The organism is Bacteroides sp. AF25-5LB, from assembly GCF_003602965.1.
GTDB lineage: Bacteria > Bacteroidota > Bacteroidia > Bacteroidales > Bacteroidaceae > Bacteroides > Bacteroides uniformis.
In genome coordinates this window covers 69,005-82,084 of the sequence record NZ_QTMC01000021.1, presented here as the reverse complement: position 1 = coordinate 82,084, position 13,080 = coordinate 69,005, and the positions used below count along the sequence as shown (strand labels likewise).

The 13,080-nt window shown below is 41.7% G+C and carries 22 protein-coding genes and 2 tRNA genes; all 24 read right to left on the bottom strand.

Annotated elements, in window-relative coordinates; translation table 11 throughout:
• Positions 1-223 (bottom strand): hypothetical protein (locus DWY57_RS18525; protein WP_133302465.1); only part of this gene is annotated, 223 nt, incomplete at its 3' end.
• Positions 220-405, bottom strand: coding sequence for a hypothetical protein (locus tag DWY57_RS18520; RefSeq protein ID WP_119962238.1), 186 nt, complete (start codon positions 403-405; stop codon positions 220-222). The genes DWY57_RS18520 and DWY57_RS18525, both read right to left, overlap by 4 nt.
• On the bottom strand, positions 402-707 hold the full coding sequence (locus DWY57_RS18515; protein WP_119962237.1) for a hypothetical protein: 306 nt from the start codon (positions 705-707) through the stop codon (positions 402-404). Before DWY57_RS18515 ends, DWY57_RS18520 begins: the two co-directional genes overlap by 4 nt.
• Before the next feature lie 3 nt (positions 708-710).
• Positions 711-1,037, bottom strand: coding sequence for a hypothetical protein (locus tag DWY57_RS18510; protein ID WP_119962236.1), 327 nt, complete (start codon positions 1,035-1,037; stop codon positions 711-713).
• Position 1,038: 1 nt separating this feature from the next.
• The gene (dcm, locus tag DWY57_RS18505; RefSeq protein WP_119962235.1) at positions 1,039-2,244 is read right to left on the bottom strand and encodes a DNA (cytosine-5-)-methyltransferase; all 1,206 of its coding nucleotides are present in this window, start codon (positions 2,242-2,244) and stop codon (positions 1,039-1,041) included.
• Positions 2,241-2,585, bottom strand: a complete 345-nt coding sequence (locus DWY57_RS18500) for a hypothetical protein (RefSeq protein WP_119962239.1) — start codon at positions 2,583-2,585, stop codon at positions 2,241-2,243. The genes dcm and DWY57_RS18500 overlap by 4 nt, the downstream gene beginning before the upstream one ends.
• 88 nt (positions 2,586-2,673) lie before the next feature.
• Positions 2,674-2,865 carry a hypothetical protein gene (locus DWY57_RS21450; protein ID WP_119962234.1) on the bottom strand — a complete coding sequence of 64 codons (192 nt, stop codon included), beginning with the start codon at positions 2,863-2,865 and terminating at the stop codon, positions 2,674-2,676.
• A 29-nt stretch (positions 2,866-2,894) separates the two neighbouring features.
• On the bottom strand, positions 2,895-3,503 hold the full coding sequence (locus tag DWY57_RS18490) for a DUF6633 family protein (protein ID WP_119962233.1): 609 nt from the start codon (positions 3,501-3,503) through the stop codon (positions 2,895-2,897).
• Complete coding sequence (locus DWY57_RS18485; protein WP_119962232.1) at positions 3,478-4,494, bottom strand: hypothetical protein; 1,017 nt, start codon at positions 4,492-4,494, stop codon at positions 3,478-3,480. Before DWY57_RS18485 ends, DWY57_RS18490 begins: the two co-directional genes overlap by 26 nt.
• Positions 4,495-4,498: 4 nt before the next feature.
• Positions 4,499-5,671, bottom strand: a complete 1,173-nt coding sequence (locus DWY57_RS18480; protein ID WP_119962231.1) for a DEAD/DEAH box helicase — start codon at positions 5,669-5,671, stop codon at positions 4,499-4,501.
• Positions 5,668-6,141, bottom strand: a complete 474-nt coding sequence (locus tag DWY57_RS18475; protein WP_119962230.1) for a recombination protein NinG — start codon at positions 6,139-6,141, stop codon at positions 5,668-5,670. Before DWY57_RS18475 ends, DWY57_RS18480 begins: the two co-directional genes overlap by 4 nt.
• A gap of 97 nt (positions 6,142-6,238) precedes the next feature.
• Positions 6,239-6,312, bottom strand: a tRNA-OTHER gene (locus tag DWY57_RS20990).
• Positions 6,313-6,360: 48 nt separating this feature from the next.
• The gene (locus tag DWY57_RS18470; protein WP_119962229.1) at positions 6,361-7,233 is read right to left on the bottom strand and encodes an RNA polymerase subunit sigma; all 873 of its coding nucleotides are present in this window, start codon (positions 7,231-7,233) and stop codon (positions 6,361-6,363) included.
• 2 nt (positions 7,234-7,235) lie between these two features.
• A complete protein-coding gene (locus DWY57_RS18465; RefSeq protein ID WP_119962228.1) occupies positions 7,236-7,805 on the bottom strand; it encodes an NUMOD4 domain-containing protein in 570 nt (189 codons plus the stop codon).
• The gene (locus DWY57_RS18460; RefSeq protein WP_227201700.1) at positions 7,805-8,218 is read right to left on the bottom strand and encodes a hypothetical protein; all 414 of its coding nucleotides are present in this window, start codon (positions 8,216-8,218) and stop codon (positions 7,805-7,807) included. Before DWY57_RS18460 ends, DWY57_RS18465 begins: the two co-directional genes overlap by 1 nt.
• A gap of 30 nt (positions 8,219-8,248) precedes the next feature.
• The gene (locus DWY57_RS18455) at positions 8,249-8,701 is read right to left on the bottom strand and encodes a DUF3127 domain-containing protein (protein ID WP_119962227.1); all 453 of its coding nucleotides are present in this window, start codon (positions 8,699-8,701) and stop codon (positions 8,249-8,251) included.
• A complete protein-coding gene (locus tag DWY57_RS18450; protein ID WP_118936949.1) occupies positions 8,701-9,525 on the bottom strand; it encodes an HNH endonuclease in 825 nt (274 codons plus the stop codon). Before DWY57_RS18450 ends, DWY57_RS18455 begins: the two co-directional genes overlap by 1 nt.
• Positions 9,515-10,447, bottom strand: coding sequence for an ATP-binding protein (locus tag DWY57_RS18445; protein ID WP_118358030.1), 933 nt, complete (start codon positions 10,445-10,447; stop codon positions 9,515-9,517). Before DWY57_RS18445 ends, DWY57_RS18450 begins: the two co-directional genes overlap by 11 nt.
• Before the next feature lie 315 nt (positions 10,448-10,762).
• A complete protein-coding gene (locus DWY57_RS21445; protein WP_118132121.1) occupies positions 10,763-11,119 on the bottom strand; it encodes a DNA-binding response regulator in 357 nt (118 codons plus the stop codon).
• Positions 11,120-11,138: 19 nt separating this feature from the next.
• Positions 11,139-11,333, bottom strand: a complete 195-nt coding sequence (locus DWY57_RS18430) for a hypothetical protein (protein ID WP_117880743.1) — start codon at positions 11,331-11,333, stop codon at positions 11,139-11,141.
• A gap of 20 nt (positions 11,334-11,353) precedes the next feature.
• Positions 11,354-11,424 (bottom strand) — tRNA-OTHER (locus DWY57_RS18425).
• A gap of 257 nt (positions 11,425-11,681) precedes the next feature.
• Positions 11,682-11,870: a hypothetical protein gene (locus DWY57_RS20755; protein ID WP_118273778.1), complete on the bottom strand. Its 189-nt coding sequence runs from the start codon at positions 11,868-11,870 to the stop codon at positions 11,682-11,684.
• Between the two features lie 534 nt (positions 11,871-12,404).
• Positions 12,405-12,614, bottom strand: a complete 210-nt coding sequence (locus DWY57_RS18420; RefSeq protein WP_118358017.1) for a hypothetical protein — start codon at positions 12,612-12,614, stop codon at positions 12,405-12,407.
• Between the two features lies 1 nt (position 12,615).
• Entirely contained in the window at positions 12,616-12,942 is a 327-nt protein-coding gene (locus DWY57_RS18415) for an SH3 beta-barrel fold-containing protein (protein WP_118132190.1), read from the bottom strand.
• Between the last annotated feature and the right edge of the window lie 138 nt (positions 12,943-13,080).

Here is a 13,080-nt window from a genome sequence, read left to right as displayed (position 1 = left end):
TGAGAGGACGTTTAGACGCAAGAAGGACGCTGAAGAGCTTAGTTGCGGATTTGAGGATACACTCTTTGGGTTGAGATAAAGGTTCTGATTTTGCGTTTTCCCGATACACATAAACTATATTGGATTTCAATCCGGTTTCTAATTCGAGATTTTCCAGAATCCGGGCTATCTCCATTTCTGCTTTCACTTTCTTTATTTTAGCTTCTTCTACCGTCTGTTTCATGATTTTATCTTTTGATAGTCCAACACAATACCTCTTTTCTCCAGTTCCTTTAGAGCCTGTTTCTTGCAGTCCTCCTTTACTTTCTCGTCGGTCTTGTTCTCCCAGCAATCCACACAAAACACCCCATAAGGCGTATTATAACAGCCGCCCTTTACGGGCTTTCCGCATTTTTCACACTTCATTTCTTACCCTCCTTATCAAATTCGGATAATGCCTGCTCACAAAACTTGACCTGTTCCAAAGCATAATCCCTCCTATAGGTTATTATATCACGTGTTGTATAGTCCGTACAAAATCGGCCTATAATGCTCCTAACATGAAATCTCACTGGCTGCTCGCAATGGTTCAGAAGAATCACGTATTCATCGTTTCTCGGATGAAAGCACAAAAACCGATAATAATTCACTTCACCATTCAAGCATTCAATCAGTTTTTCATCTTCCCTTAGATTTTCAATGTCTTCTATATTTCTTATTGGTCTCATAATTCAATATTTTTTATTATTTTTTCTATTCCGCTCGCTCTGTACCTCTGCCATACACATCTTGCACCATGACGCTTTCAGATGGTATTCCTTACCGTTACGACGGGCTGTCCTATCGAAAAACCGGGATAACGGAAGCGCTCTACCACAGCGGGTGCACAGCTTACGCTCCACTCCGTCAACCACCACCCGGTTACGGGGTTTCCTCCTCACGATTTCACATGGCCCGCATTCGGACGCGCCGTACCTCCTGCAATATGCAAGTGAGTGCTTGCCGCACTTGGCGAAGGAGGTGCAATCCGAGCGGGGAACTGTCTGGTGAATGTTCATACTATTTGCCTTTTTCTATAGATTCTATTGCCAGGAATATCTCATACATTACTTGTGGGACAATAGCATTGCCGTATGCCTTTATCGATTCCTGCCGCCACTTTGAAAAGGCAATACCGTCCAATCCGGTGAAAATCCCATCATCTCGGCTACAAACTGGGGATTGAGTTGGGAAGTTTTCCCACCGTTCTGCAAATGATGTTCTCCTAACATTACCGGCAGGTTGCACAGAGCATCCGTCCTCATTTTCCCGTTTTTTCTTTTCAATGCTTGTGGGGAAACGGAGGGTTGATAATCCCTCGCTGCTGGAGTAGGCAACATTCCGTTTATTGCCATTGTTGTCAAAGCTGTGCCCATTTGGCTGTTCGGATTGTACTTCTTTGTATATTTGTCCGCTTCCAGGGCATTGGGAGTCGGAAGCAGCCGAACCATTCTCGCAAGTCCTACGCTTCCGTTCTGTCCATTCTGATTGATTTTCCTCGGAGTCCCGTTTCTGGTCGTAACAAATTGGTCGTTCTTTCCAATTATCGCTCCGGTTGTTGCATCGCTCGCCATCGGTGTCGGGAGCAGTCCTACCGGATAGAATGTTGTTTTCCCATTCTCGTTGCATACCTTCAGACCCTGCGTCTGCACGGTGGGCAATAAAGAAGACGCGGTCTCTTCTGTGCGGCGCTCCGACGGCACAAGCCGGAATAATAACCGGTTGGACGGAATATCCTTCACGTTCAAGATCGTTACACACTGTTTCAACGACATATTCCTGCCGATGCAATATTCTTTTTCTGTTATCTTCTCCGAATAGAGTTTCTTCGCTTCCCAACGAAGTTTCACTGCCTGGCTGTACCATCGTGAGGATTCCAGCAACGTTTTCACCAACAACCCAATCGGGCTGAATCTCCCGTATCGCTCGTAGCATTTCCGGCCAGAGATAGCGGTCATCTTCCGCTCCCTTTCGCTGTCCGGCACAAGAGAAGGGCTGGCAGGGGAAACCTCCAGTGAGGACATTGATTTTTCCCCGCCACTCTGTAAAATCTGTTTTCGTGATGTCTTCATAACTTTTGCTGTTTGGAAACCAATAATCAAGTATCTTTCTCCCGAACGGGTTTATCTCGCAATGGAACACGTTTTTCCAGCCCATCATTTCAGCAGCTATTTCTGGACCGCCAATGCCGCTGAACAGAGAGCCGTGTGTTAATCTTTCACTCATTCTTCTGATTCTTTAGGTTTCCAATCAGACGGTAATTTTGCCCACTCGCGGAACTTGGCGTCGAAGTCGTCCATGTCCCTGAACATATCCATCTTCGAGTTTTCTGTCTCTACGAGTGAGGAGAATTCCAGGAAGTACATGTCGGCGCTCTTGACAAAGCTATTATGAAGCCTTTTCAAATTTCCGAGTAGTAACCCTTTGGCGTTCATCAGGTCTGCCGCTTCCTCCACCAGCATGTTGGCTTCACAGTTCAGTATGTGTGCGGCTGAAAGAAGGCTGGTCAATCTGTCTATGCTGCCATCAGCCTCGGCAGCTTTAATCAAATCTTTCTTTGGTTTCATTGTTTCTGCTTTTTCTTGCAAGTTCATCAATCATTCGCTGATACTCCAATTGTTCGATTTTCTTTTCAATCTCTATGTCCATGATTATTTACCGTTTGTTTCTTATTTGGATAAACCCTCGTTTTTCGCATTCCTTCAACAGTTCCATATCTTCATCCCTTATATCGCATGGCGTCTCATGATTAACACTCATGTAATCCGATATGCCAAACTTTTTGCATATATCATAGTAAAAGCGTCTTTGCCTGTCTCTTGTCGTCCAACATATTGTAAGTCTCATACTTTATTGTCAAATTTATGCTTTCGCCACTACTTACGTAAACTGATACTACATACACGATTTGCCGCTCGTTTCATGGCTTCTGCATCTCCACTTTCCACAAGCTTACGTTCACGTTCAAGATACTCGGCATAGGAAATTCTGTTGTTGCCACGTTCTTCTATCTCCTTTTGGCGTTGTATCCGGTATTGCTCACGCTCATAGCGTTCGATGTCGATACGGCGTTCCCTGATATAGTCAAGCATGGCACTTGTAATCTTCATCGGGTCTATAGCACCATAGAACCGTCCATATTTACCTGACTTAAACCGTGCAATAAAAAAGCATATCTCAGCCGCATTAAGGTAATAATACTCAGAAATAAATATCTCTGCCAACTCATTAAGCTGCTCCCTGGCAATCTTGGTAGATACCTCTGCAAAGTCATTAAGTGTGCCGAATTGGATTTTCAACCATTCCAAAGGGGTTTCATCTCCATAAGTCGAAGCCAATAGCCCTAATGTAGGTATGGAGGAATTCATGGCTAAATCAGAGAGGGTTGCCTTGCATCTGACAATTTTGAACTGCAAATCGGGATTGTAATCAAGAATGAATTGTGCTGGGTCAGGATATTTATTCAATAACGCCCTCTGCTTCAAGTTCTTTTCTTTTTTTTGCGGCAGCTTCTCTGACGGTTGTAGCGACTGCAAGAACTGAATCACGTTTTCGCTGCTCGCTATCCTGTTGATTTTTACTAAGTCTTGTCCCATTATAGTTTCCTTCCAATATTTTAGTAAAGTTTGCTTGTTTGAAAATCCAATCAAAGTCACATTTCCAATTGCGGTCATTAGCTCCCAGCAGGAACGGGGATTGAAGAATGAGATTGAAAACAGTCCTCACTGACTCTTTTCCATATTGGGCTATCCGGGCTTTTACAGCCTTTTTTCTCACATCGGTCATTGATTTTATCTGCTGGAGTCTATCTTTGAATGTGGAATTATAGTATTCCATCAATCCGCTGTAATCAATCTTTTCAGAAAGAGAGGGCGAAGAAAGCTTGTCTTTCTTTGATACTCCATCAGGAGTATTTTCTTTCTTTTGCTGGGAAGATATATCTATATACTCTCTTTCTTCTTCTTTCTTTGTATTTGTGCCCTCCGTGTGCCCTGATTTTTGCAAAAGTTCGGATTGCGGCAGATTGTTGTTCACAGACTGTGCCCCAAGTTGTGCCCTTAGCTGTGCCCATTCGGACTGTAATTCTTTGATTTTCTTTTCAATATCTGTGCCCTTGCATGTGCCCTTACTTGTGCCCATTGGATTATATTCTTCATATTTACATAGGGTTATAAGGTTCATTCCCTGATTGCACTCAACAGTTATCATACCTTTTTTCTTAAGATGCACAAGAAAGGAACGCACTTTCTTTTCAGACCATTTCCAGCGTTGAGATAAAAATCTTATGGATGCAGGATATTGACCTCTTGAATAAGAGATTTCTCGACCTCCGATACTCTCCTTTCGGGGCGTTGCCTCAAATCGTGCAGACTGGATTAAGTCTAACCACGCTTCACAACTGCTAAAAGTACGGGCTTCATTCCACATTTCATTCGAGAAAAACCTGCGGCTTAGCCTCAAAAATCCTTCGTCCATAATTTTAGAATCTCACGTTTGTTAATTGCCTTCCTTTCGAGTAAACTGCCCATTTCCCATTTCCGCTATCAAACAACCGTAAGTCCGACACCTCTCCGAAACGTTTGATATTACCACATAAATCCACAATCCAGCCACATTCTTTGGAAGGATGTGGGCGGATGGCACGACCGACTATCTGATACCACATAGCAAGTGACATTGTAGGACGTGCCATAACGACTGTATCAAGTTCCGGATAGTCAAAGCCGGTGGTTAATACCCCGACATTCGCCACTACCGAAATTTCACCAGCCTTGAACGCTTCAAGTATCCTTTCGCGCTCACCTTTTGGGGTGTCACCCGAAACGATTGCGGCTCCGGGTATAGACCAGGTAAGCCGCTCCGCTTCTTTCAGAAAACGGGTAAATACCAAAATACCTTTCCGTTTTCCTCCGGCTTTGGGATTCATCAGCCTTTGGACAATATGAACGAGATAGCCGTAAAAGTCTATCCGTTCATATTCTCTCTGAACTGACCTATCCGTGTAGTCGGCACCAGTGGTATTTACTTTCAAATTGAGTTCGTTCCATCCCGAAGGATTCATTGGATAATAATTTAGTTTTGCTAAATATCCCAAATCTAATAGGGTTGATACCTGTACATGGTAAATGACCTCTGAAAAGACATGAGGCTTTGTCCGGGTGATGAATTTCAGCATAGAGCCGAAATCACGGCTAGAGCTTAAACGGTATGGTGTTGCAGTCAAGCCAAGAACCTTGCACTTTACCGCATCAAAGAAATCCTTGTACATTCCCTCTTTAGGGTTTACAAGGTGGCATTCATCAACAATGATGTTCTTGAAGTGGGTAAACAGCTCAGGATGATTCTTCACACTGCCGATGGTGGCAAATGTTATCCGGCTTATTTCTTTTGAGTTAAAGGATGCTGAATAGATACTGCAATCAAGAATACCGTATGAACAGAGTTTCTTGAAATTCTGTTCGAGTATTTCCTTCGAGGGCTGGAACACCAAGGTATGACCGTCAAGCCTTGCGGCTATATCCGCTATGATAAGCGACTTTCCGCTGCCCGTAGGTAACACCATAATGGCATTTGTTTTCTTCGCCTTATTGTTAAAGAAAGAAACGGCAGCATCAGAGGCTTTCTGTTGATAATCTCGTAATACATAACTCATAAACCTTTCTCCTTTCGTAACTTCTTATTAAGTGCTTTGTAATACTTGATTAGCTGTTCGTACTCAAAATCAGTCATTTTGGAAGTGCTGGCAGCTTTCACTTTTAGCAAATCAAATTTCTGTTGACCGATTTTAGCAATTAGATTCACCCGATAGCCTTCCAAATGATCAGCTTTGAATCTGTTGCAGTGTCGGCATTCGGCATGGCAATTATTCTCATCAAACCGTGTTGCCAAATGTGTACGACTGAAATAGTGCCCGCAGTCCGCTTGTGTAAGCGGCTTTATCTGTCCACATGATATACATCGGAAGGAACCGTTTGGCATACAATCACGAAGCCGGATGAAAAGGGAAAACTCCTTGTCGAGTTTAGCTTTCAAATCCGGCTTCTTCTTTACTGTTACCCCTGCTTTATCAAACAAGGGTAAAGGCTTGTCTTTCTTCTTAGCCTTTTTCTTTATGTAGTACATACTTTCTGATTTACCTAATTAAAAGCCCCGAAGCGTATTCTCCGGGGCACAACCATTATTTAAGACCCGTGCCATTTATGTGTGGCTCACATTTATGAGGGGCGTGACAGAATCGAACTGCCCTCCTCTACAATGCTGCGCATTACATTAGTCACACCAGCCAAACGCCCCATATTCACCTGCCCAATCTTCACAGACCGAGCAGGCAGGTTAACAAAGTTATTCCATATAAGCCATTGAAAACTCTTTCGGAATAAAACGCCCGACCGGGATAGGTTTAGCAGATTCAATGGCTGTATGGATTTCCCTCTTTCTGAACTCATGTCCCTTTTCTTTGGCTTGTTTCTCACATTCTTCCTCTTTGTTTTTGAGATAGTGGGTAATAAGCATCATCGCTCTGTCAACGTTGAAGGTGTTCACGACAAAAGTCTGAACTCTCTCGTCTTCATTCTCCCCATCCGTGAATGTGATTTTCGTCTCAATCTGGTAGAATTTCTTTTCATTCGGTTTAGATTCTTCGTCACTATCTTCCATCTCATCGTCCATTTTGTCAACGTATTCTGCCATAGTGATTTCATTTTTGAGATAGGCAAGCGAAGCATCGTCAACCTTACGTTCTTTCAAGTTGTCAGTAAGAATCACGCAGGAATCGAACTCCTTTATCATTGTCAAGGTGAACCCGAACATATAGTTTAGTTCGATGTAATCTTTCAAGATACTACAAGTATTCTCCAATCCGGTGGCATACAGCAGGAACTTATGTTTCTTGTCACCTATTTGCGCTTGAGCGATGTACGGATATAAAACGCTGTTCTCATTCTCGAACGCCAAACGGTTCTGGTTGCTGACTTCCACTTCCTTGATACCGTCTGCTTCCATACTGAAACGAATTTTCGCCAAAGTGTCTTGGTCTATCAGCGTGCCACGGTCAAAAAGAATTTCATTCCGTTCGATGGTTACTGTTTCACCTGTATCTTCATCAATGAAAGATTCCTCCCATGTTTTGAGGACACGTTTTGCAAGGTACATGTTGAGCATCTTTTTCGGGTCAGATGTCACATACCTGATTTCTGTTTTTCTTGTTTCTATCATAACTAAATAAATTCTTGATTTCTTTGTATTTCCTGCTGTTCCTCAAATTTCCAACAATATCCACCTGCTGTTTTTCTTTTGTTGTTACAACATTGTGAGATATTTTGAAAATTTATGCCGGTATCTCTACAAGCGTCCATTAATGTCAAATGTCGCTTTATAAAAGCTCCATTCTTATCTAATTGAATAACTACTTTACCTTGAGATACGGCCCTTCTTCTTTGGGCAGTACCATAACTCAAATTATAAGCGTGAGTACACCATTCCAAATTAGACAAGCTGTTATTGCTTTTGTTTTCATCTTTATGATTTACAACTGAATACCTATGAGGATTGGGTAAAAAAGCCTCTGCTACTAAACGATGAATGTTAAGTGTATGTGAGCGTCCGCCTTTGAATAGGTTTACACATTTATATCCACATCTATCTTGTAGTTTAAGGATATGCGGCTTTTTCTTCATTAATTCACCATTTTGTAGTCTTACGTAACTGCATATAGATTTAATTCTACCCCTGTCTGATACTTGATATAAACCTTCATATCCGACAACATCTTTCCATATTTCTGCCATTATAAATAATCTTTATTTCGTCCAATCTCTATTTCCATTAGTTGAATCAATCTATCTTCATCAGCAGAAGGTAAATATATTCCGCATTCAGCACTTGCCCAATTACGAAAACGGGTAATACTTGTACTCATTTCTGCACTATCTAAATCAGCAGAGCTGCGCAATATCTTTATCCGTCCCAAATACTTGTCGTCTCTCTCACGAATGAAAATGGATGGATTAACAAGCTTTTTATAATACTGTTGCTTCACCCACTCCAACGTGTTTCCGGTCTCACACGCAAAGTAACCTAAAATCACATGCAAATATTTATTGCTTTGCAGGCTTCTTTTAGGCTTTTTCTCTGTGAGTTCTACAACCTTACCGCTTTCTGCGAGCTTTGCAGAACGAGCCTTAAATTGCTCTTTCTGCAAAGGGTTTGAAGTATCGTAAAGGGACATACGCTAAAAAGGCAAATCATCCTTTACATTGCCATTAGCATCAACCGGAGGCGGGAAATTCTGCGGCTGTTGCTGATAAGTCGGCTGAGGTGTAGGTTGTTGTATCGATGTTGTCTGTTGGGATTGAGATACACCGCCACGCGCTTCTATTTTATAGCATCGAATGGATACCATACGTTTGAATTCTCCGTCTTGATTCGTCCAAGAACGCCCTTGTAAGACAAATGATACAGTAACAACATCACCCTGATTAAAGCGGTCAAGTTCTGTACACTTGTCACCCGAAAACTCTAAGGGAATAATGTTCTCATACTCGCTACGCTCTCCCGTATAAGGGTCGTAAGTGGTAGCATCTAAAATAAACTCCCGTTTTGTAAATGAGGAACCACCGTTTTTGGATGGTATTTGAACGGTTTGTCCGATTTCGATTATCCGTCCGGTTATTTGGTTTGCCATTAATTTTCTCCTCCAAAAATCTTTTTATCGGTTATAAGTTCTCTGTTTTCTTCCAAAAACCGGATAAATTCCTCACAATGATTAGTGAGAATAGGAATATCACGTTCTGGATTGAAAACGTATGTTTCTGTATAGGTATCTACCACAAAACCGCCTTTATTGAACTCTACAATGTTGTACTCAAATATCCGTACATCCGAACCGTTCTTCATCAAAGCGTAAGGATAAACCAAATGTTGATGGTGGTCTTTGAACTTCCCTACGGTATAGCTTCCAGTTGTTTTGATGTCGTGGATGCTGGCCGGCATCAGCTCGTCAATCACCCCATAAACCAAAACATTGCCGTATGCGGTTGAAAGAATCGCTTCTACCCTTTGTTGGGTCAATGCTCCTTTGAAGTAACCGGCGAACTCTCGGCAAAGTGAGATTGGGAAAGTAAAAACACGATTATTATAGGTAACTCTCAAACCTATAACCTCGTTGGTCTGAACCTCATCGTAATACAAAGGTTTACCTGTTTCGTCACAAGCTCCTTCGCGTATTGCCTTATATACCTTTTCAACCTGCACCGTTTCGGATTTCCGATTTTCAACCATACAGTCAATAACCTCATTAAAGGCTGTTCCCTTGTCTGCCGCTTCGCTGTCGAATGGCCTGCGGTTAATCCGGTCTATCAGTTCTTGAAACTGCTTCTGCCGAAACTCTTCTTCCGTATATGGTGGATTCTCACTCCACCCATAATAACGCTCATATATGACATCGCTATTAAGGTAATTGAAGTAAGAATCCAACAATGTTGCATATATACGATAGTTAGGCTGCATCTGAGTAGATTTTAGTTTCCTTATTGAATACCAGTCCCAAAGCCTTTACCTTTGCAGCAAACAAACTTCTCGCCATCATCAAAGAACTACCAACGTGTTCAAACTCATTGATATGTGAAGCGAACTCATTAGCGGAGTTGGCATCGGTGATAAATTCAATGCTTTCTTTTATTTCTTCTATCACCTTGTCATACTTTTCCTGCGCTTCCTTCTTGGCAGCAAGCATACCCAAATACGAATTGATTATCTTGGCGGTGATAAAGTCGTTCTTTGCGGTTGGATTACCATTCTTGTCAAGGATGGTAGGAACTTCCATCACTGAAGGAAGATTGCATGTATTCTTACCGTCATTTCTTGAAGTCGGGTCAAAAGTTATAGTGCGTCTTTGAACACCTCTTTCGCTTTTCATTTCAAGATAGCCGAGCAAATCCAGTTCGGTAACGATGGAGTTGTAGGACTTTTCACGCAAGGCAGGGATAAACACGGTATCATCACCTTCTTTCCGTGTGTCGCGATGGGCAACGAAAATGATGTGCTTGTTAAGCCCCGAAAGTGTTCGTGTCATCCATGAAAACTCCGCATTGATACCACTCCAATCCCTGATAGACGGTTGGCGGCTGCCACATTTATAAGTAATGATGAAATCCATCATCTTACCGATAGTATCAACTACAATGGTCTGATAAGCAGACAAATCCTCCTGCAAGACCTGTTGAACATCACTCCATGAAGTGACCTGTACGGTATCTATGTTTTCCAAATGCGCCATATTCATACGCTTAACGCCATTATCGAAATCCAATAATAACGGTTTCGGTGCGCTCAATGCCACTGTTGATTTTCCCATACCAGCTTGGCCGTAAATCATCATTTTCACTGTGGTAGGGATTACTAATTCATTTGATTTTTTGATAAGACTCATAATAGTAAAATTTAAAGGGTTAATTATTCTCTTTCTGTAGAATAGCATCTACATCACTTTTTCGGTACAATCTCTTACCTCCTATTTCCAACCTGCACAAATATCCAATTTTATGCCATCTCCATAAGGTTGACTTATCGGTATGTAGAATCTGACTTGCCTCTTTAATGGTTAAGTAGTCCTCTTCCGGTCTGATGAAAGAGTCCCTAATACTTCTCACAGTCTTTTTTACAAGATGTTCTGCGAACTCTTTCAAATCAGTGGACTTTATTGTCAAAGTAACATTGGCACCACTATTTAAAATATCCTCCATGTTCATTCTCTTACCCTTTCTATATGTTCAATTCTAAATCTTCGTAACCTCCTCATATCACCTTGTTCGTGGTAAAGTGACAAAGAAAATATACACAGTAAGCAACATGCGACGGACACACGGACTATAGGCGAAAAATCCATCGTGAGCCTCACACCGGCTATCCGTTCATAAAGCATTGTTGCAAGTTCTCTCCCATTCCGTACATGCAATATTTCAAAAGCCTTTTGCAATTGGTTATTAATCGTGCTAACCGCCCGGCATTTAAAATTGGCGATTTCCTTTTTCTCATACCCTTGTGCATACATCCGTGCTGTAATCTCGCATTCAGGGGTGAGTTCTGTGAATACCCGTTCCATAATCGTGTGAGTTAGATGACTATGACTCCCTTTTTACAACGACAATACCTTTTTTCGGATAAGACTTTGAAGCCCATTTTTTACCCTCAAGAAGATGCTTGGCATTTAGAAGTGATACGTTGTTGCGGATTGTCTCAAGTGAAGATATAGGCAGCTCTATCGTGGCTCCTCTCTTCATGTTTCTCATTTTCTCTTTACTTTCTACTTTTTCCATAAATGTTATATTAGAATGATTGGTGGGCGTTGACGGACTCGAACCGCCAGTCTCCTCCAATGAGGTGTGTTAACCATTACACCGAACGCCCCAATAAGAAAGGTGCGCTATCTTCACAGACGGCACACCCAGTACAAACACAAAATAAAACACGACAAAACAGTTTATACTAACACTTTTTACGCAACTCCATACCGGTTATCACTGCGAGTATAACAGACAAAATAAATATTGTGGATGTCAATACAATCCCCGCCATGTATAGAGGACCATCCTTTATTATGGAATTGCATAACATCATTGTCATACACAGCAGTACAAGCAACGAAAAAGAGAACATAATTATCTTCATAACATCGTCATTGCAACCAGTTCATCGCTATAGAATTCTACAAAATCGTGCTTTCCGAACTCTACCATTACTTTATCCCCATTGATGGCGCAAATCGCCCCAATCTTGCTTTCCCATCCGGGATGTTTACACTTAACCGGCATACCTATATATGGCATACGTGATTTATACATACTTTTTCCCATAATCGTGTGATTTTAAATTTTACCGCCCGTACAAGGATGAGGTAAAGCGGTGCGCACTTCGCTTTGCCCGTGGCTTTTAGTACGGTAGTAGCACTAACCTTTGCTGCGGTTGTGCACCCTACCCGATTCTCGCTATCGGATGCCAGTCTTTAGCTGTCAATAGGGCTATATTGTCGATGTGCGTGTCGGTCGCCTAATCCGTCATTACTTACACCTCAAAGACTATGGTTACACATCTATTAATTGTTAAACATTGCACAGCTCGCAAGCCCCAACTTGCTTATGTGCGTTCGTTATCTTTGGTTGGCAAAAACGGCTTATGAATTACACCGTAATTGCTTTCACAGACTTATCAAAGAACCAATCAATAGTACCCTACCCGATTCTCGCTATCGGATGCCAGTCTTTAGCTGTCAATAGGGCTGTCGTGCGTGATATAATCGTGTGATTAATCATCGTAAAAGAACTTCTCGCCCGGCTTTCTGAAAAGCCTATAACTTGCATACAAGCAGCCTAATACTATCAATGCCTCTATCATACAGCCATTCTATCAAGTTGAAACTCTATGTAATCAATCTCTTCTTGAATAACCTCTAAGGCCTCTTCTTTGGTATCGGTATTACAGAAAGCACAAGCCTCTGTGTCAGACATCTTATCAACTCTATCAAGGTCTATACAAGCCTTATCTAAAGCCTTTTCAAGCCCGTAGGCTTCTACACTGTCACATACTCTAAACTGTCTCATATCAGGCGATTTTTAAAAGGTTAGCTTTCTTAAAGCATCTGAACTCTTGGCGTTCAGTATCATAGTAAGTTTGAACGGTGTCGTTCTTCTTTCTGTTGTCAGTACCAGTGACGGCAGGCATCAACTTTTCATTTAGTGTACCGTAGGCTTCTCTCACAGAACCGTCCACCTTTTGAAAATAGAATTTCACAATCTTGCTTTTCATCTGCAATTTCAATTTCATGTTAGCCCAAGCGCATTTTAATGCTTCTGACATCGTGAAACCGTTCTTGCGAACGAACTGCCATGCAAGGCTCATAACTTCATGTAAAAAACTCTTCGTGCTCATAATCGTGTGATTTAATATGTTTATACTATTTGCATCATCAATCATTTAGTTTATCTTTGCTACGTGATTGATTGATGATGCAAATATACCAATAAATTTGGTATAAAAACAATGTATACCATTTTTATTGGTATAATA

Excerpts from the sequence above, each read along its gene's own strand:
- DWY57_RS18520 (WP_119962238.1), bottom strand. The coding sequence starts at position 405 with ATGAAGTGTGAAAAATGCGGAAAGCCCGTAAAGGGCGGCTGTTATAAT.
- DWY57_RS18515 (WP_119962237.1), bottom strand. The coding sequence starts at position 707 with ATGAGACCAATAAGAAATATAGAAGACATTGAAAATCTAAGGGAAGAT.
- DWY57_RS18510 (WP_119962236.1), bottom strand. The coding sequence starts at position 1,037 with ATGAACATTCACCAGACAGTTCCCCGCTCGGATTGCACCTCCTTCGCC.
- dcm (WP_119962235.1), bottom strand. The coding sequence starts at position 2,244 with ATGAGTGAAAGATTAACACACGGCTCTCTGTTCAGCGGCATTGGCGGT.
- DWY57_RS18500 (WP_119962239.1), bottom strand. The coding sequence starts at position 2,585 with ATGAAACCAAAGAAAGATTTGATTAAAGCTGCCGAGGCTGATGGCAGC.
- DWY57_RS21450 (WP_119962234.1), bottom strand. The coding sequence starts at position 2,865 with ATGAGACTTACAATATGTTGGACGACAAGAGACAGGCAAAGACGCTTT.
- DWY57_RS18485 (WP_119962232.1), bottom strand. The coding sequence starts at position 4,494 with ATGGACGAAGGATTTTTGAGGCTAAGCCGCAGGTTTTTCTCGAATGAA.
- DWY57_RS18480 (WP_119962231.1), bottom strand. The coding sequence starts at position 5,671 with ATGAGTTATGTATTACGAGATTATCAACAGAAAGCCTCTGATGCTGCC.
- DWY57_RS18475 (WP_119962230.1), bottom strand. The coding sequence starts at position 6,141 with ATGTACTACATAAAGAAAAAGGCTAAGAAGAAAGACAAGCCTTTACCC.
- DWY57_RS18470 (WP_119962229.1), bottom strand. The coding sequence starts at position 7,233 with ATGATAGAAACAAGAAAAACAGAAATCAGGTATGTGACATCTGACCCG.
- DWY57_RS18465 (WP_119962228.1), bottom strand. The coding sequence starts at position 7,805 with ATGGCAGAAATATGGAAAGATGTTGTCGGATATGAAGGTTTATATCAA.
- DWY57_RS18455 (WP_119962227.1), bottom strand. The coding sequence starts at position 8,701 with ATGGCAAACCAAATAACCGGACGGATAATCGAAATCGGACAAACCGTT.
- DWY57_RS18450 (WP_118936949.1), bottom strand. The coding sequence starts at position 9,525 with ATGCAGCCTAACTATCGTATATATGCAACATTGTTGGATTCTTACTTC.
- DWY57_RS18445 (WP_118358030.1), bottom strand. The coding sequence starts at position 10,447 with ATGAGTCTTATCAAAAAATCAAATGAATTAGTAATCCCTACCACAGTG.
- DWY57_RS21445 (WP_118132121.1), bottom strand. The coding sequence starts at position 11,119 with ATGGAACGGGTATTCACAGAACTCACCCCTGAATGCGAGATTACAGCA.
- DWY57_RS18430 (WP_117880743.1), bottom strand. The coding sequence starts at position 11,333 with ATGGAAAAAGTAGAAAGTAAAGAGAAAATGAGAAACATGAAGAGAGGA.
- DWY57_RS20755 (WP_118273778.1), bottom strand. The coding sequence starts at position 11,870 with ATGGGAAAAAGTATGTATAAATCACGTATGCCATATATAGGTATGCCG.
- DWY57_RS18420 (WP_118358017.1), bottom strand. The coding sequence starts at position 12,614 with ATGAGACAGTTTAGAGTATGTGACAGTGTAGAAGCCTACGGGCTTGAA.
- DWY57_RS18415 (WP_118132190.1), bottom strand. The coding sequence starts at position 12,942 with ATGAGCACGAAGAGTTTTTTACATGAAGTTATGAGCCTTGCATGGCAG.